General features: G+C 62.1%; 16 protein-coding genes. 7 read left to right on the top strand and 9 right to left on the bottom strand.

All coding sequences use genetic code 11. From position 1 onward, the window contains the following. Positions 1-99: 99 nt before the first annotated feature. The 4 genes from lapD to B0W55_RS19435 form a co-directional block, all read right to left on the bottom strand. Positions 100-2,040 carry a cyclic di-GMP receptor LapD gene (lapD, locus tag B0W55_RS19450; RefSeq protein WP_077047540.1) on the bottom strand — a complete coding sequence of 647 codons (1,941 nt, stop codon included), beginning with the start codon at positions 2,038-2,040 and terminating at the stop codon, positions 100-102. Positions 2,041-2,062: 22 nt separating this feature from the next. Further along, entirely contained in the window at positions 2,063-2,770 is a 708-nt protein-coding gene (gene lapG, locus B0W55_RS19445; protein WP_077047539.1) for a cysteine protease LapG, read from the bottom strand. A gap of 216 nt (positions 2,771-2,986) precedes the next feature. Beyond that, positions 2,987-3,382, bottom strand: a complete 396-nt coding sequence (locus B0W55_RS19440) for a YbaN family protein (protein ID WP_077047538.1) — start codon at positions 3,380-3,382, stop codon at positions 2,987-2,989. Positions 3,383-3,392: 10 nt separating this feature from the next. Next, entirely contained in the window at positions 3,393-3,980 is a 588-nt protein-coding gene (locus tag B0W55_RS19435; RefSeq protein ID WP_077047537.1) for a YecA family protein, read from the bottom strand. A 310-nt stretch (positions 3,981-4,290) separates the two neighbouring features. On the opposite strand from B0W55_RS19435, the gene recQ reads away from it, so the two are divergent. The 4 genes from recQ to B0W55_RS19415 all read left to right on the top strand — a co-directional run bounded on the left by recQ (position 4,291) and on the right by B0W55_RS19415 (position 9,208). Beyond that, positions 4,291-6,417, top strand: a complete 2,127-nt coding sequence (gene recQ / locus B0W55_RS19430; RefSeq protein WP_077047536.1) for a DNA helicase RecQ — start codon at positions 4,291-4,293, stop codon at positions 6,415-6,417. Between the two features lie 129 nt (positions 6,418-6,546). Continuing rightward, positions 6,547-6,981, top strand: a complete 435-nt coding sequence (locus B0W55_RS19425; RefSeq protein ID WP_077047535.1) for a MarR family transcriptional regulator — start codon at positions 6,547-6,549, stop codon at positions 6,979-6,981. A gap of 127 nt (positions 6,982-7,108) precedes the next feature. Further along, positions 7,109-8,803, top strand: a complete 1,695-nt coding sequence (locus B0W55_RS19420) for a FimV/HubP family polar landmark protein (RefSeq protein WP_077047534.1) — start codon at positions 7,109-7,111, stop codon at positions 8,801-8,803. A 117-nt stretch (positions 8,804-8,920) separates the two neighbouring features. Next, a complete protein-coding gene (locus B0W55_RS19415; RefSeq protein WP_077047533.1) occupies positions 8,921-9,208 on the top strand; it encodes a SelT/SelW/SelH family protein in 288 nt (95 codons plus the stop codon). Here B0W55_RS19415 and B0W55_RS19410 read toward each other — a convergent pair. Continuing rightward, on the bottom strand, positions 9,202-10,095 hold the full coding sequence (locus B0W55_RS19410) for a DMT family transporter (RefSeq protein ID WP_077047532.1): 894 nt from the start codon (positions 10,093-10,095) through the stop codon (positions 9,202-9,204). The genes B0W55_RS19415 and B0W55_RS19410 overlap by 7 nt on opposite strands. A gap of 72 nt (positions 10,096-10,167) precedes the next feature. Next, entirely contained in the window at positions 10,168-10,932 is a 765-nt protein-coding gene (locus B0W55_RS19405) for an AraC family transcriptional regulator (RefSeq protein ID WP_077047531.1), read from the bottom strand. Between the two features lie 147 nt (positions 10,933-11,079). On the opposite strand from B0W55_RS19405, the gene B0W55_RS19400 reads away from it, so the two are divergent. Further along, on the top strand, positions 11,080-11,895 hold the full coding sequence (locus B0W55_RS19400) for a UDP-2,3-diacylglucosamine diphosphatase (protein ID WP_077047530.1): 816 nt from the start codon (positions 11,080-11,082) through the stop codon (positions 11,893-11,895). A gap of 125 nt (positions 11,896-12,020) precedes the next feature. Here the strand turns inward: B0W55_RS19400 and B0W55_RS19395 are convergent, their stop codons facing one another. Continuing rightward, entirely contained in the window at positions 12,021-12,611 is a 591-nt protein-coding gene (locus B0W55_RS19395) for an HD domain-containing protein (protein WP_077047529.1), read from the bottom strand. Between the two features lie 18 nt (positions 12,612-12,629). After that, complete coding sequence (locus B0W55_RS19390; RefSeq protein WP_077047528.1) at positions 12,630-12,941, bottom strand: DUF962 domain-containing protein; 312 nt, start codon at positions 12,939-12,941, stop codon at positions 12,630-12,632. 159 nt (positions 12,942-13,100) lie between these two features. On the opposite strand from B0W55_RS19390, the gene B0W55_RS19385 reads away from it, so the two are divergent. Then, on the top strand, positions 13,101-14,162 hold the full coding sequence (locus tag B0W55_RS19385; protein ID WP_077047527.1) for an AraC family transcriptional regulator: 1,062 nt from the start codon (positions 13,101-13,103) through the stop codon (positions 14,160-14,162). Here the strand turns inward: B0W55_RS19385 and B0W55_RS19380 are convergent. Next, positions 14,119-15,573: a TrkH family potassium uptake protein gene (locus tag B0W55_RS19380; protein ID WP_077047526.1), complete on the bottom strand. Its 1,455-nt coding sequence runs from the start codon at positions 15,571-15,573 to the stop codon at positions 14,119-14,121. The genes B0W55_RS19385 and B0W55_RS19380 overlap by 44 nt on opposite strands. 121 nt (positions 15,574-15,694) lie before the next feature. On the opposite strand from B0W55_RS19380, the gene B0W55_RS19375 reads away from it, so the two are divergent. Next, positions 15,695-16,261: an NAD(P)H nitroreductase gene (locus tag B0W55_RS19375; RefSeq protein ID WP_077047525.1), complete on the top strand. Its 567-nt coding sequence runs from the start codon at positions 15,695-15,697 to the stop codon at positions 16,259-16,261. Positions 16,262-16,302: the final 41 nt, after the last annotated feature.

The following is a 16,302-nucleotide window of genomic DNA, read 5'->3' as shown; positions in this document are numbered from 1 at the left end:
GAGCGGGCTTGCTCGCGAAAGCGGTGGGTCAGGCAACATTGATGGCGGCTGAGACACCGCATTCGCGAGCAAGCCCGCTTCCACAAGGGGCGGTGGTGTTTACATGGGCTCGGGTGGGCCGATCAGCCGGCCCATGACCCCGTAGATGCCCAATTCTCTGATGGCTTCCAACTCCCCTTGGGTTTCGACCATCTCTGCAATCAACGGCAGATCGATGCTGTGGGTGGCCCGGTAGATCGCTTCGATGAACAGTCGTTTATCCCGTTGTTCATCGATGTGCCGGATGTAGACACCGTCGATTTTCAGGTAGGCCAGGCCAAGCTGGGTGAGGTTGCCGATCTGGCTGAAACTGCCGCCAAAATGCTGCAGGCCGATGCGATAGCCGGTGTTGAGCAGGCTGTGGCACAGGCGCTGCAGTTCGTCGGGCGGGGGCAGTTGGCGTTCGTCGATTTCCAGGATCAGCAACGGCGCCAGTTCCGGCAGTGATTCGAGCAGCTCGAGGATCAGGCGCAGTTGTGGCTGATCGCGCAGGGTGCTGCCGGACAGGCTCAGCGCCAGTGGCCAGCGATTGACCGCCAGGTAATCGAGGGTGGCATCAAGCATGGCCAGGTCGAAGCGGGCGGACCAGCCCAGACGTTCGATCCACGGCAGGAACTGCCCGGCGGCAATCGCCTGGCCCTGGGGGTCGAGCAGGCGGGCGAGCACTTTGTGATGCAGCACTTGGCTGGTGTCAGCGCATTGCACCACCGGCTGAAAATACAGCTGCAATTTGCCGTGGTTCAGCGCGTCGTCGATCCAGCTGTGCCAGTCTTGCCCGGTGTGATTCTGTGGGGTCTGGCCGTGGCTCAGCATCGCCCAGGGTCGCTCACCTCGTTGCCGAGCCAGAGTCAGGGCTTGATCGAGGCGCATCAACACCTCGCTGGCCGGCTCGCCGGGACGGTAAGCGACGATGCCCACGTGAGCCACCGGCAAGCAGTCGCTGGCGCCGGTCAGGCGCAGGTTTTCCAGGGTGGTGCTGATTTCGGAGGCCAGGCGTTTGGCGTCCTCGGTGTTCAGGCCCGGTGTCAGCAGGCTGAACTCGCCACCGCGGTTGCGCGCCGCCAGCCAGGTGCGGCGCTCCGGCAGCCCGGTCAAGCGCTTGAGGAACTCACCGACCGCGCTGATCAGCGCATCGGTGCGCTGGCCGCCTAGACGCTGGTTGAGCCCGGCGAGGTCGTTGAGCCGCAGCGTCAGCAGGTGGCCCTCACAATGGTGCTCGGCCACCAGCAGATGATCAGCCAGTTGTTCATCGAGCAATCGCCGATTGGCCAGTCCAGTGAGGTGGTCCCGGTAAGATTCGTCGCGCAGTAGCTCACTGCGCGCCGCTTCCTCGCTGAACAGCGCCTTGAGCTTTTCCACCATCTGATTCATCGCCAGTACCACGCGCTTGAGTTCCGGGGTGCGGGGCAGTTTCGGCAGGCTCAGGAATTCGCGTTTGCTGATGGCTTCGGCCTGTTTGACCAAGGTGTCGAGAGGACGCAGTTGCCGGCGCAGCAGCCAGCCCCCGAACACGGCGCTGAGCAGGCCGCACAGCAGCAGCCAGATCAGGCTGCCGAGGGTGCTGTCCCAGAGTTTGGCCAGGGCAAACTGTGGGTTGCTCAGTACTTCGACCCGGGCCGCCTGTTCCCAGCCACGCATGATCAGCGCATCGCCGCCCTCGTGACGCAGGTCCACCAGGCGCACGAACCAGCCGGGCACGCCCTCGATCCGCGTCGATGCATTGCGCTCCACCAACACCTGTCGATCCTTGATGTCGACGATGCGGATGCTGCTGAAGTAGCCACTGTCGAAAATCGAACTGACCATCAGTTCCATCATGGCCGGGTCATCGAGCTGCGCGGTCAGCGACAGGCCCAGTGCGGTGGCGGCGTCCTGGGCGTGGGCGCGCAACTGGCTGAGCATCTGTTCGCGCGAGCTTTCCAGGCTGACAAAAAAACTGCCGCTGAACGCCACCGCCAAAAACAGGCAGATGGCGACGAACAACTGGTTGCGCAGTTTCATCGAACGCTCCTTGCTACGACCTTCAGCCATCGCCGACGGCGAAGCCCTCGGTCTGCATTTTTTGCAGTACGTCTTGCCAGCGCGACAGCTTTTTCGAGTCGCTGCTGCGTTTGCCGCCATTGGCCCCCGGCAGGTAAAGGCCTTCGGCATTGAAGGCATACACCGGCAGCAGATCCTTGCGTTGCGAGGCGGGGCGGATGTCGCCGATCAGGTTGTCCAGCACCAGCGGGTCGGCGGTGGGGCTGGCGTAGAAGGTCAACACCATGTGCGCCTGGTTCTGGGTCAGTGCCTTGACGTAGGTGATGCGCAGTTTTTCGCTGGGAATGCCGAGTTCGCGCAGGCTGAAGTATTTCGCCAGGGCGTAGTCCTCGCAGTCGGCGGCGCCTTTGACCAGGGCTTCGACGGGCGTGGCCCAGTAATCGGTCTGACGCCAGATGCGCGTGTCGTCCTGAAAACTGAGCTGCTGATTGAAGAAGCGGTTGACCACGGTCAACTGCTCGCGCTCGGGGGCGTTGCGCTCACCTTGCAGCATCTGGCCCCAGGCCTCGATCCGTCCACGCGCCGGGCCGAGGTTGCCATAGCGTTTTTCGGCGGTTTGCAAGATCTGCGCGAAATCCCAGTCGGCCCAGACACTGCCCAGCCCGGTCAACAGCAATCCACCGAGCAACAGCCATCCGCCGAACCCAAGTCGGGGCGCTGGCCATCCTGGACTACGCGGACTGCGGAGCATGTCTGGCTGCTCGGGGGGCAGATGGGTCAAGTCTAGGTGGTGTTTTCGCGGGGGTAGGGTAGGTCGTCGGGCGAGCCAGAATTCTGCGGTTGTGTAGGAGCGAGCTTGCTCGCGATGGACGTCAACGATGACGCGGGCAACCTGACACCCCGCGCTGGCCTCAGGTTCATCGCGAGCATGCTCGCTCCTACAGGGGCGGGTGTTTTGCAAAAAGGGTCAGGGCTTGTGCAGCGTTTTCTGCCTGAGGATGTAAATGGTCACCAGCACCGCACTGGTCAGCATGAACCCGCGTGCCCAGGGCATCGGCACCAGGTAGCAGGAAAACAGGATGCTGACCCACATCAGGCCAATGGCGTAGACCTTGCCCTTGAGCGGGATACCGTTGCCGTCGAGGTAGTCGCGAATCCACGGGCCCAAGCGGGGGTGATCGACCAGCCAATGGTAGAAACGCGGCGAGCTGCGGGCGAAGCAGGCGGCTGCCAGCAACAGGAAGGGGGTGGTGGGCAATACCGGCAGGAAGATACCGATGACCCCCAGCGCTACGCTCAGCCAGCCGATGGCCAGCAGCACGTAGCGCAACATCAGGGGGCGGTTGCCTATGGGGTTGTCCATAGGCAGGACCTTAGTGGTGACGAGGCTTGAGGATCGCCGGTTTTTCGTCCGGTGCGTTGCACAGCAGGTACAGCGCGGTCAGGGCTTCCGGGATTTGAACGATCATGTCGTCCATCAGGTTGGCGTCGGCGGCAATATCGGAGAACTCCGGTTGCTCGTCGAACAGGCCCGAACCGACCATGATCGGCAACAGCATTTCGCTGACTTCGTCTTCGGCGGTTTCGAACCAGGCTTCTTCGCGCAGGAACACGCCTTCCATGAAACCGATGCACCAGCCGCGCAGGTCGGAATCGTCCGGGTCTTCGCCCAGGTCCAGGTCGCAGGGCAACTCGAATTCTTCATCGGAGGCCAGTTGGCGGGCGATGTGGGCCTTGAGCGCCAGCAGGGTGGATTCGATCGCTTCACGCTCGGTGTCGTCGGCGTAATGCGGCTCTTCGGCGAAGAGGGCGTCGATCCACTCACGGTCCGGCACGCTTTCCGCACAGATCGACAACGCGGTGAGGTAGCCGTGGGCGGCCACGTAGTCCAGCGCCTCGTCATGCAGTTCATCGGCGTCGAGGAAAACTTGCAGGCGGGTTAGTTGCTCAGCGAAGGACATTAAAAGACTACCTTGGGGAATATTCGATGCGGGAATTCTAGGCCTTCTTGAGCGCTTGGGCCAGCCGAACGGCATATTTGCCCAATTGCCCCTGATCCTTGTGAGGCAACTGGCAGAGACTTGCGCATGTCTTCTCAGCGGCACCCCTTGCCGGGGAGTGCTCGGGTATACTCGCGCGTTTTGTGATGCCCTGCTGGCGTCGCGGCCGGAATATGCAGTGTCATGCAATGCGCACTTACGATTTGTCGGTGCAGCGTTACCGATTCTGGACCAGCCTTGCAGGGATGTTTCGGTGATTTTTGGAGTTTTTATGCTCGAACAGGCTCAACGCGTCCTCAAGGACATCTTCGGCTACGACAGTTTCCGTGGCCGTCAGGGTGCAATCATTGAGCGCGTGGCCAGTGGCGGCGATGCCCTGGTCCTGATGCCTACCGGTGGCGGCAAATCCCTGTGCTTCCAGGTGCCGGCACTGTTGCGCGAAGGCCTGGCGGTGGTGGTGTCGCCGTTGATTGCGTTGATGGACGATCAGGTCGCCACCCTCGAAGAACTGGGCGTGGCCGCCGCTGCATTGAACTCCACCCTGAGCGCCGAGCAACAAAGGGATCTGGCCGCCCGGATCAAGCGCGGCGAAGTGAAAATGCTCTACCTGGCGCCGGAACGCCTGGTCCAGCCGCGCATGCTGTCCTTCCTGCAAGGTTTGGATATCGCCCTGTTTGCCATCGACGAAGCGCACTGTGTGTCGCAGTGGGGCCACGACTTCCGTCCGGAATACCTGCAACTGGGCCAATTGGCGGAAATGTTCCCCGATGTGCCACGCATCGCCCTGACCGCCACCGCCGACAAGCGTACCCGGGAAGAAATCGTCACCCGCCTGCACCTGCAGAACGCCGAGCGCTTCCTGTCGAGCTTCGACCGGCCAAACATTTTCTACCGCATCGTGCCCAAGGAGCAGCCGCGCAAGCAATTGCTGGCCTTCCTCGCCGAGCGGCGCAGCGATGCCGGCATCGTCTATTGCCTGTCGCGCAAAAAAGTCGAGGAGGTCGCGGCCTTTCTCACCGAACAAGGGTTCCCGGCGCTGCCGTATCACGCCGGCCTGCCCAATGACCTGCGTGCCTACCACCAGAAACGCTTCCTCAATGAGGAAGGCCTGATCATGGTGGCCACCGTGGCCTTCGGCATGGGCATCGACAAGCCCAATGTGCGCTTCGTCGCGCACCTCGACCTGCCAAAATCCCTGGAAGCCTACTACCAGGAAACCGGACGCGGCGGCCGTGACGGTCTGCCGGCGGATGCCTGGATGGCCTACGGCCTGCAAGACGTGGTGATGCTCAAGCAAATGCTGCAGAACTCCGAAGGCGATGAGCGCCACAAGCGCCTGGAGCATCACAAGCTCGACGCCATGCTTTCGCTATGCGAAGAAACCCGCTGCCGCCGTCAGGCGCTGCTGGCCTATTTCGACGAGGAAATGCCCGAACCCTGCGGTCACTGCGACAACTGCACCGATGGCGTGCAGACCTGGGACGCCACCGAACCTGCGCGACAGGCGTTGTCGGCGATCTTCCGCACTGGCCAGCGTTATGGTGTCGGTCATCTGGTGGATGTGCTGCTGGGCAAGGACAACGAAAAAGTCCGCAGTTTCGGTCACCAGCACCTGTCGGTGTTCGGCGTCGGCAAGGCCTTGGGCGAGAGCGAATGGCGCTCGCTGTTCCGCCAACTGGTGGCCCGTGGCCTGGCGGACGTCGATCACGAAGGCTATGGCGGTCTGCGCCTGAGCGACAGCTGCCGTCCGCTGCTCAAGGGTGAAGTGACCCTGGAGCTGCGCCGCGACCTCAAGGCGCAAACCACGGCGAAAACCAGCAAGAGCCAGGCCAGCCAACTGGTCCGCGGCGAAGAGCGCGAACAGTGGGAAGCCTTGCGCGCCCTGCGTCGCAAGCTCGCCGAAGAACACGGTGTGCCGCCCTACGTCATCTTCCCCGACTCGACCCTGCTGGAAATGTTGCGCAGCCAGCCGACCTCCCTGGCGGAAATGGCGCGGGTCAGCGGTGTCGGCGCGCGCAAGCTGGAGCGCTACGGCGAGGCCTTCCTCGAAGTCCTCGGCGGTCAGGTCGAAGCGCCCAAGCCTGTGGCCGACGTACGTCACGAATTGATCACCCTGGCGCGGGCCGGTATGACCCCGATGCAGATCGCCGGTCAGTTGCAGTGCTCGGAAAAAAACGTCTACACCATGCTCGCCGAGGCCATCGGCAAGCAGCAACTGTCGCTGGAACAGGCACTGGATCTGCCCGAAGAGTTGATGGGCGAAGTTCAGGATGCGTTCCTGGACGGTGAAGGCGAGTTGCCGCCGGTGTCGGAGATTTCCGCATTGTTTGCAGGGCGGGTGCCCGAGGGGGTTCTGTACTGTGTTCGAGCCGCCTTGCAGTCGGAATTCGAGATGTAATCGAGTTTTTACAAACAGATTCATTGATTTAACGATTCACTACAGAACACCTCTTGCCTCCAGTCGAGGCTCATGCTTAGCTGACTAATAATTAGTATTTCTCTATTTCAGCCTGACCATGAGTGTTTTATGCCGTTAACCGATCAACACCGCTTTGGCATGCAATTGGCCCAGATGTCTCGCGGCTGGCGCGCCGAACTGGACCGCCGCCTGGCAGGCCTGGGGTTGTCCCAGGCTCGCTGGCTGGTACTTCTGCACCTGGCACGCTTCGATCAAGCCCCAACCCAACGTGAGCTGGCGCAAAGCGTCGGCGTCGAAGGCCCGACCCTGGCCCGGCTGCTCGACAGCCTGGAGAGCCAGGGCCTGGTGCAACGCCAGTCCGTGCTGGAAGACCGTCGCGCAAAGAAAATCGTCCTCTGTACGCCTGCGCGTCCGCTGATCGACCAAATCGAAACCATTGCCAACCAATTGCGCCTGGAGCTGTTCGAGGGCGTCGATGAGGCGGATTTGAAGATCTGCATGCGGGTTCACGGTCACATTCTGGCCAACCTGGAAAAATCTTGAGGCAGTCAATCGCATCAGGTTTTTGAGTTACCGCAATGAGCCGACTATAAGAACTACTGGGCAATATCGTGTTCGTACCGCAAGTGCGAACGCGTGCAAGTTGGTTCTGGTTACCTAAGGGATGCTCATGCTTGGAAGTCTGCGGGTCGTGGTAAGGTGTTGCGCCAGCGGGTTGCTGGCCGGCACCGCTGTCTGTTGGTCGGCATTGGCGCCGGCATTGGGGCTGGGGGATATCACCCTGCATTCGGCGCTGAATCAGCCGTTGCGTGCCGATATCAGCCTGGTGGATGCCGTCGGTCTGGAGGAGGGCGAGCTCTCGGTCAGCCTAGCCACGCCGGACGAGTTCAGTCGCGCGGGTGTCGAGCGGGTGTTCTTCCTCAACGACTTGAAGTTCACCCCTGTGCTGCGGGGTAATCGCAAGCTGATTCAGGTGACGTCCGGCAAACCGGTCACTGAACCCTTCCTGAATTTTCTGGTGCAACTCAATCAGCCCAACGGCCGCTTGCTGCGCGAGTACACGGTGCTGATCGATCCGCCCGGAACGCCAGGCATTGAGCCCGCCACCGACGAACCGGTCGCCAGTCAGCCGCCATCGGCGTTTCCAAGTGTCCAACCCGCCGTTGCGCCCAAGCCTGCGTCCAAACAAACATCGCCCAAACCTGCCAACCCACCCCCGCCGGATCCCCTTGCCGAGCAACTGGCTGCCAGCGTTCTGCAGAACCAGCAGTTGCAAGCCACCCTCGATGAGCTCAACGCGAAAATTCAGGCACAGAACGAGCAGATCGCTGAGCAAAAGAAACAGGTGAGCGAACTGCAGGCGCAATTGACCGAGGCAAAGCAGGCTCCACCAGAGCCCGTGGCGCCTGCTGCGGTGTCACCGGCACCGGCACCGGCACCGGCGCCCGTCACCAACGAGGAGCCTGGGACAAACTGGCTTCTGGTTGGCGGATTGTTGCTGCTGATCGTGCTTGGTTTGCTGATCGTCTGGCTTCGTCGGCGTCGCCAGACTGATCCTGCGATCCACGCCACAAACAGTCAGTCACCTCGTCAGGAGCCGCTGCTCAACCCCGCAGAATCGCAAGCGGTGGTGTTGCCTCGCGCACACCATGACGAGACACCTGCCAGCGATGTGCTGGAAGCGGTTGCGGTCTACCTGACCTATGGCCGCCATGCCGAAGCCATCGGCCTGTTGCGTGAGGCCATCGACAAGGAGCCCCAGCGCACCGATCTTGCCGTGCAATTGCTGGAAGTGCTTGGCAAGCAGGGCGATGTGGCGGCCTATGACGGGCAGGAGGCCAGTCTGCGCAACGCCGGGTTCGATGCGCAGACACTTGAAGACATCCGTGCCCGCCATCCAAAACTGGGACCCGTTGCCCCGCCGGCTGTCGCGGCCCCCGTCTTTGTCCCCATCGTTGCACCTGAAAAGCCCGCACCGGCGGACGAGTTTCAGTTGAACCTGGATGAGTTGTCGATGGACACCAACTGGGACTTGGGACCGATGGAGGAGACCGCGCATTCGGATCCGTTCCTCAACGAGCCGTTGTTGCCCGAGCCAGAGATCGATTGGGATATCCAGCCGGCTTCGCATTCCCTCGACGACCGCTTTCTCGATGAGTTCAGCGAACCCGGTGCATCGCTGGAGCTTGAGCCACTGAACGTCGAGCCGTTCGACTCCGACAACGCCGGCAAACTGGAACAGGCCCAGACCTGCATCGATGATGGCGATCTGGACAGCGCCATCGCACTGCTCAACGAGTTGCTCAAGGAAGCAGACGAACCGCTCAAACAAACGGCCCGCAGCCTGCTGGCCGGCATCCGATGACGCCTGTAGGAGCCACGCTTTCTCGCGATGAACGATAACGCGGTCTGACAGACATTGCGCATGACCCGCATCGCGATCAAGCTTCGCTCCTACAAGTTTTCAGGAACGTCGCCCAGCATGCCCTCTCAGAAACCGGAAATCGTCATCACCTATTGCACCCAGTGCCAGTGGCTGCTGCGAGCCGCCTGGCTGGCCCAGGAACTGCTCAGTACCTTTGGCGACGACCTCGGCAAAGTATCCCTGGTGCCCGGCACGGGCGGGGTGTTCCTCATTTTCTGCGACGACGTCCAGATCTGGGAGCGCAAGGCCGACGGCGGCTTCCCCGAGGCCAAGGTGCTCAAGCAGCGGGTTCGCGATCAAATAGACCCGGACCGCGACCTGGGCCACAACGACCGGACTCAGTGAGACGCGGCTTCGGCCGCCACGGTTTTCTTGCTTGAGCTGCCGGACAGCCGGCTGGACACCACAATCGCCACGATGATCAAGGCACCGCCTCCCAGCATCCGCAGGGTCGGGTTTTCATCGAACAACAGCCAGGCCACGGTGATGCCGTACACCGGCTCCAGGGCAAACACCACGGCGGCGGTCCTCGCCTTGATCACCGCCAGGCTGGCCACGAACAGGCTGTGGGCAACGCCGGTGCAGAAGATGCCCAGCAGTGCGATCCACAGCCAGTCCATGGCCCGCACGTCGCTCAATTGCGGTGCCGCCACCGGCAACAGGCACAACGCGACCACCACGTTTTGACACAATGCCGCCTGCACCGGGGGGATGCGTGCGGAGCTGGCGCGGTTGGTCAATGACAGCAGGGCGAACAGCAAGCCGGAAGCCACGGCCCAGAGCAGGCCGGTGGTGGCGCCGCTGGACAGATCGAAGTCAGGTGTCACCAGTACCAGTCCGATGCTCACCAGCGCCACCAGCAGGATTTCGTTGGCACGGATCCGCTCGCGGAAAATCAGCCCCTCGAGGATCACGGTAAAGGCCGGGAAACTGGCAAATCCCAACGTCGCAATGGCCACCCCGGCGACCTTCACGGCAATGAAGAAACTCACCCAGTGGCCGGCCAGTAACAGACCGCTGAGCAGCAGTCGGCGCCAATCCAGCGCTTCGAGTGTTTGCCAGCGGCCACTGCTGGCGAAACGGACGAAAAATGCCAAGGCCAGCACCGCGAACACCGCCCGGCCAAAGACGATGACGGCCGGGGACGCGGCGGCGAGTTTGCCGAACACACCGGTCAGGCCGAACATCAATGCGCCGATATGCAAAGCGCCAAGGGCGGTACGGGGAGTCATGGCGATCCTTGAGAAATGTATGAACACACGTTGCATTTAATCGCGCAACGCCTGTCCCTGTCTGTCGCCAGACTATCGTCTTTTGTCGCCAGCCTCGCGCCGCAACGCACCGGGGGAGGCGCCGAACTCGCGCAGCACCGCGGCGCAAAAAGCACTCTGGGAGTTGTAGCCGACTCGAGCGGCAATCTCGCCAATGGGCAAGGCCGAATCGCGCAACAATGCCACGGCCTTGTGCAGGCGTCGGCTGCGGATGTAATCCATCGGCGTCTGCCCGCATTCGGCCACGAACCGCGCATGCAGGCGGGCGCTGGAAAGGCCGGCCACGCGAGCCAGATCGGCGACTTGCAAAGGGTAGGCCGCGTACTGGTCGATGTGCGCATTGAGCGCGGCATAGGGCAGGCGTCGACCGCCCACGCTGTCGGGCGTGGCATTGTTGAGGCTGGCCAGCAACAGCACCGCCCCCTGTTGCGCAATCACCGGGTCAGCGACCGGGCTGTTGGCCAGCCAATTGACCAACTGACTTTGCCCGGCATCCAGCGACAACCGGCCGGCGTTGTCGAGCAACCGTCGACTGGCCTGCGCATGCTCGCCCAGCGATTGCTCAAGCCATTGCTCGCCGGGCACATCCAGCACCAGGCAGCGGCTGCCATTGGCGCTACCGCAGGCATGATGAAAACCCGAGGGCACCACCACGAAACTCTGCCGGACCACCTGACTGCCACGCCCGTCGACCTCGAAATCCAGCGCACCCGACAAGCCGAACACCAATTGGGCGTGCTCATGGCTGTGGACGATCAGGTCTTCGGTGTATTGGCGCAGGGTGAGGATCGTTCTCATCGCGGGTCTCGCGGCGGCTCTGAAGATTCAGAAAAACAGTCTACACCGACGGGGCCGGGGCGCGCTGTCACAGGACTGACTTGCCGTTGTCATGGGCGATTAACCCGAGCGGCGCAAGCTTGCCAAAACTTGTCCTGAGGGTTGCCCATGACCAGCGCCGAGCTCGCCAAACCCAGCCGTAAGCAACGTGTGCGGACCCTGTGGATCTCCGACGTGCACCTGGGCACGCGTGATTGCCAGGCCGAGCACTTGTCCCAGTTCCTCAAGGGCTATCACGCGGACAAAATCTACCTGGTCGGCGACATCATCGATGGCTGGAAACTGCGCGGCGGCATGTACTGGCCGCAGGCACACACCAACGTGATCCGCCGCCTGTTGACCATGAGCAAGCGCGGCACGGAGGTGATCTACGTCACCGGCAACCACGACGAGTTCCTGCGTCGTTATTCCAAGCTGATCCTGGGCAATATCCAGTTGGTGGACGAAGCGGTCCACGTGACTGCCGACGGCCGGCATCTGCTGGTGATCCACGGCGATCAGTTCGACGTGATTACCCGCTACCACCGTTGGCTGGCGTTTCTGGGCGATTCGGCCTACGAATTCACCCTGACTCTCAACCGCTGGCTCAACCATTGGCGCGCCCGGTATGGCTACGGCTACTGGTCGCTGTCGGCGTACCTCAAGCACAAGGTCAAGACCGCGGTCAGCTTCATCAGCGACTTCGAAGAAGCCATCGCCCATGAGTGCGTCAAGCGCGAACTGCACGGCGTGGTTTGCGGGCACATTCACCATGCCGAGATCCGCAAGGTCGGTGAGGTGGATTACCTCAATTGCGGCGATTGGGTGGAGTCGTGCACGGCGCTGATCGAGCATTGGGATGGCACGATCGAGTTGTACCGGTTGGCCGATGCCCAGGCGCGGGAAGCACAGTTGAAGGCTGTGAAAGTGGCGGAGCCTGCCTGATTCGGTTTGTGGGGAGGGAGCTTGCTCCCGGTCGGCTGCGCAGCAGTCGGCTTTGGGGCCGCTACGCAGCCCAGCGGGAGCAAGCTCCCTCGCCACAAGGGCCGGAAGGCGTCCCGCTGGGCTCGTCAGGCCGGCGCGTGCTCTTGCATCGCCGCCTTGTAGATCGAATGCTTCGGCTGCGCGAACAACCGCTCCATCATCGGCTCGAAAAAGCTCAGCGGCAGCGTGTCATACCCCGGATCGAACGCCGCAGCATCGTACTTGGCGCAGAACTCGATGGTCGCCTGATACTGCGGGTGGTCGCTGAATTGCTCGCGCAGATGCCGGTCCATGCCCAGGTGATGGAAGAAATAATACCCCTGGAAAATCCCGTGCTTCTCCACCATCCACAGATTGTCGGCGCTGACGAACGGCTTGAGAATCGCCGCGGCGATGTCGGGATGGTTGTAGGAGCCCAAGGTGTCGCCGATGTCATGGAGCAATGCGCAAACCACGTATTCTTCGTCGCGGCCATCACGCCAGGCGCGGGTGGCGGTTTGCAGGGAGTGGGTCAGGCGATCCACGGGGAACCCGCCGAAATCACCTTCCAACAGCTTCAAATGCGCCACGATCCGTGACGGCAACTGGCGGGCATAGGCGCTGAAGTCAGCGGCGATGATCGCCCAGTCTTCCTGGGTGCCATCCTTCATGTGGGTAAAGCGAGCATTGGCATTCATCGGCGATTCTCCTGTGGTCTAGAACGGCACGCGTCCCAGGATCATGTCCCGATACATGACGAAATCACCGAGCAGGCTGTAGAAAGGATGCTGGAAGGTCGCCGGACGATTTTTTTCAAAGAAGAAGTGCCCGCCCCAGGCGAAGGCGTAGCCAGCCAGCGGCAGGAGCCAGAGCATCATCCACGCACCCCGGCCAATGGTCAGCGCCAGGATGAAAATCACCAGGGTGGTACCGATGAAATGCAGGCGCCGGCAGGTACTGTTGCTGTGTTCGCTGAGGTAATAGGGGTAGAACTCGGCGAAGCTGTTGAATCGTCTGATGTTTTCCACGACTGCGATCTCTGTGGTTATTGTTCTGACTGCAAGTTGTTCTGCGGGTAGCTTATTTGAGTCTAGAGTGAACAATGGCGTCAGCCAGTGACAATCGGCGCCACTTTAGTATCCTTGGGAAATTGGCCGTGATTGCGGCTCATCATGCAAGAACCCGACATGAGCGAACGAACGACTTCTGCAAGCTGGGCGATGGGGATTGTCAAAGCACTGGAAATGGACGGCCTGGATTGCCGGGTTCTGTTCAATCAGCTGGGGCTCGACTTTGCGGCACTGGACGATCCGGACGCCCGCTTCCCGCAGGATTCCATGACACGACTGTGGCAACGCGCCGTCGAGCTCTCCGGCAACCCGGCGATCGGCCTGAACATGGGCAAGGTGGTGCGACCGGCGCAGTTCCATGTGACCGGCTACGCCCTGATGTCCAGCCAGACCCTGGCCGAGGGCTTCAAGCGCCTGGTGCGTTATCAGCGGATCATCGCTGAAAGCGCCGACCTGAGCTTCCGCCTGCTGGATGAAGGCTACGCGCTGATCCTGACGGTGCACGGTGACCATCTGCCACCCACCCGGCAAAGCGCCGAAGCCTCACTGGCCTGCGCCCTTGCATTGTGCGGCTGGCTGACCGGGCGCACGCTGCACCCGCGCAAGGTGCTGGTGCAGGGCGACCAGCCGGCCAATCTCGAACCCTATAAACAAGCCTTCCATGCACCGCTGGTGTTCAACGCGCCGTACGACGCGCTGATTTTCGAGCGGGCGGACATGGAAGCGCCGCTGCCGACGGCCAACGAGGCCATGGCGCTGTTGCACGATCGCTTTGCCGGTGAATACCTGGCGCGGTTTTCCGAAAGCCGCGTGACCCACAAGGCGCGTCAGGTGCTGTGCCGCCTGTTGCCCCAGGGCGAACCCAAGCGCGATGCCGTGGCGCAGACGCTGCACCTGTCACAACGCACCTTGCAGCGCCGCTTGCAGGAGGAGGGCACCAGTTTCCAGACCCTGCTGGATGACACCCGGCGCGAACTGGCCGAGCAGTACCTGGCGCAGCCGACCATGACCCTGCTGGAAATTGCCTACCTGCTGGGCTTCGCCGATCCGAGCAACTTTTTCCGCGCCTTCCGCCGCTGGTTCGACACCACGCCCGGCGAGTACCGGGCGCGGCTGCTGCAGATGCCGGCAGCGGTCAATGACGCCAGAACGCCGGAATACACAGCACAAACACAGTAATGATCTCCAGTCGGCCCAGCAGCATGCCGAACGACAGAATCCACTTGGCGGCGTCCGGCAGGGACGCGAAATTGCCCGCCGGGCCGATGGTCTCGCCCAGGCCTGGGCCGACGCCGGACACGGTGCTGGCCGCACCGGTGAGGGCGGTCATCCAGTCCACGCCCAGCAGCGATAGCAGCAGCGCAATCACGCAGATGGTGATGGCGAAGAAGAAGGAAAAGGTCAGGATCGACCGCACGATCTCTTCGTCAAGACGGTGGCCGTTGTACTTCTGCTTGATCACCGCCCGCGGGTGAATCAACTGGTTAAGGTTGGCCTTGAGCAGGATGTAGGCCACCTGGAAGCGGAAAATCTTGATCCCGCCGGCGGTCGAACCCGAGCAGCCGCCCACGAAGCCCAGATAGAAGAACAGCATCAACGAGAAATTGCCCCACAGGCTGTAGTCCCCCAAGGCGAAACCGGTGGTGGTCACCACCGAGGTCACGTTCAGCGCCACATGCCGCAGCGCGTCCAGCCAATGCAACTGGGTGGTCCACCAGTACCAGGTGCCGAGCACCAGCCAGGTCACCAGCAACATGCCCAGCAAACCCTGAACCTGCTGATCCTTGATCAGCGCCCGGCGATTGCCGCGCAACGTCGCCACGTACAGGGTGAACGGCAGGCTGCCCAGAATCATGATGACGATCGCCACCCAGTGCACCGCCGGTTGCGTCCACTTGGCCAGGGATTGGTCCGAGGTGGAGAACCCACCGGTGGAAATCGCCGACATGGCATGGTTGATTGCATCGAACAGGCTCATCCCGGCCCACCAGAAGGCCAGGCTGCCGAGAATGGTGATGCCGACATACGCCGCCACGATCAGGCGCGCCACCATGTGCGAGCGGGGCATGACTTTTTCCGAGCGGTCGGACGATTCGGTCTGGAACAGCCGCATGCCGCCGATGCGCAACAGCGGCAGGATCGCCACGGCCATGCCGATGAAGCCGATGCCGCCAATCCAGTGCAGCAACGAGCGCCACATCAGGATGCCTGGGGACATGCTGTCCAGCCCCGTGAGCACCGTGGAGCCGGTGGCGGTGATCCCGGACATGCTTTCGAAGAACGAATCGGTGTAGCTGATGTGCTGGGTCAGCAAAAACGGCAGCGCGGCGAAGATGCACACCACCAGCCAACTGCTGACGGTCAGCAGGTACATGTCCCGCGGCCGCAGATGAACATGCTCGGGGCGCCCGGGAATGACCAGGGCGAGGCCGCCGACAAAGGTGATCATGCTGGCCCAGAGAAACGACGGCAGGTCGCCGGTGCGATCGAAGATCACCAGCGTGGCCATGGGCACGACCATGGCGATGGCCAGGGTAATCAGGAAGATGCCGATGATGAAACCAATGAGACGCAAGGTCGGCAACGCCATGAAATCCGCTCGGCTGTGGTGGGCAAGGGCGCCATTCTACCTGTGGGGCAGGGCATGTAAACCGGCACTGCGGGGCTACTTGCAGCTAGAATAGCCGCACATTTTTCTCTGGAGGTGGCCGATGCAGGCTCTCGACGTTTTGCTCAACCGTGTTTCCGTTCCGCGACTGATCGAACCGGCACCGACCCAGGCGCAGCGCGAAGTGCTGTTCGGCGCAGCCATGCGGGCGCCGGATCACGGCCATTTGCAGCCCTGGCGGTTCCTGACGGTCGAAGGCGCGGCACGTGAGCAAATGGGCGAGTTGCTGGCCGAGGCGGCGAAGTTGCAGGATGGCGAAGTCACTGAAGCGGCCATCGACAAGGCACGCAACGGCCCGCTGCGGGCACCCTTGGTGGTGGTCGTGATTGCCCGGGTACAGGATCACATCAAGTATCCGAAATCCGAGCAACTGCTGGCCGCTGGCTGTGCGGCCCATGGCATTTTGCTGGCGGCTTACGCGCAGGGCATTGGTGCGGTGTGGCGTACCGGTGAGCTGGCCTATTCGCCCCATGTGGCCAAAGGCCTGGGCCTGGCGGAAGGCGAAGAGGTGATTGCGTTCCTGTACCTGGGCACGCCGCAGAAGGAACCGCGTGTGGCGGAAAAGGTGGAGCTGGCAGAGTTCGTCAGTGCCTGGCCAGGAAAGCTCTGACGCCACCGATCAAGTGTGGGAGCGGGCTTGCTCGCAAAGGC

Source organism: Pseudomonas sp. KK4 (assembly GCF_001984065.1).
Taxonomy (GTDB): domain Bacteria; phylum Pseudomonadota; class Gammaproteobacteria; order Pseudomonadales; family Pseudomonadaceae; genus Aquipseudomonas.
The sequence above is the reverse complement of the archived record's forward strand: the minus strand, read 5'-3'. Positions and strand labels throughout refer to the sequence as shown.

What these genes read in the sequence shown, in the direction of transcription:
- B0W55_RS19420 (WP_077047534.1), top strand. Translation starts at nt 7,109, where the DNA reads ATGCTTGGAAGTCTGCGGGTCGTGGTAAGGTGTTGCGCCAGCGGGTTG.
- B0W55_RS19395 (WP_077047529.1), bottom strand. Translation starts at nt 12,611, where the DNA reads ATGAATGCCAATGCTCGCTTTACCCACATGAAGGATGGCACCCAGGAA.
- B0W55_RS19440 (WP_077047538.1), bottom strand. Translation starts at nt 3,382, where the DNA reads ATGGACAACCCCATAGGCAACCGCCCCCTGATGTTGCGCTACGTGCTG.
- lapG (WP_077047539.1), bottom strand. Translation starts at nt 2,770, where the DNA reads ATGCTCCGCAGTCCGCGTAGTCCAGGATGGCCAGCGCCCCGACTTGGG.
- B0W55_RS19435 (WP_077047537.1), bottom strand. Translation starts at nt 3,980, where the DNA reads ATGTCCTTCGCTGAGCAACTAACCCGCCTGCAAGTTTTCCTCGACGCC.
- lapD (WP_077047540.1), bottom strand. Translation starts at nt 2,040, where the DNA reads ATGAAACTGCGCAACCAGTTGTTCGTCGCCATCTGCCTGTTTTTGGCG.
- B0W55_RS19385 (WP_077047527.1), top strand. Translation starts at nt 13,101, where the DNA reads ATGAGCGAACGAACGACTTCTGCAAGCTGGGCGATGGGGATTGTCAAA.
- recQ (WP_077047536.1), top strand. Translation starts at nt 4,291, where the DNA reads ATGCTCGAACAGGCTCAACGCGTCCTCAAGGACATCTTCGGCTACGAC.
- B0W55_RS19375 (WP_077047525.1), top strand. Translation starts at nt 15,695, where the DNA reads ATGCAGGCTCTCGACGTTTTGCTCAACCGTGTTTCCGTTCCGCGACTG.
- B0W55_RS19400 (WP_077047530.1), top strand. Translation starts at nt 11,080, where the DNA reads ATGACCAGCGCCGAGCTCGCCAAACCCAGCCGTAAGCAACGTGTGCGG.
- B0W55_RS19415 (WP_077047533.1), top strand. Translation starts at nt 8,921, where the DNA reads ATGCCCTCTCAGAAACCGGAAATCGTCATCACCTATTGCACCCAGTGC.
- B0W55_RS19405 (WP_077047531.1), bottom strand. Translation starts at nt 10,932, where the DNA reads ATGAGAACGATCCTCACCCTGCGCCAATACACCGAAGACCTGATCGTC.
- B0W55_RS19380 (WP_077047526.1), bottom strand. Translation starts at nt 15,573, where the DNA reads ATGGCGTTGCCGACCTTGCGTCTCATTGGTTTCATCATCGGCATCTTC.
- B0W55_RS19410 (WP_077047532.1), bottom strand. Translation starts at nt 10,095, where the DNA reads ATGACTCCCCGTACCGCCCTTGGCGCTTTGCATATCGGCGCATTGATG.
- B0W55_RS19425 (WP_077047535.1), top strand. Translation starts at nt 6,547, where the DNA reads ATGCCGTTAACCGATCAACACCGCTTTGGCATGCAATTGGCCCAGATG.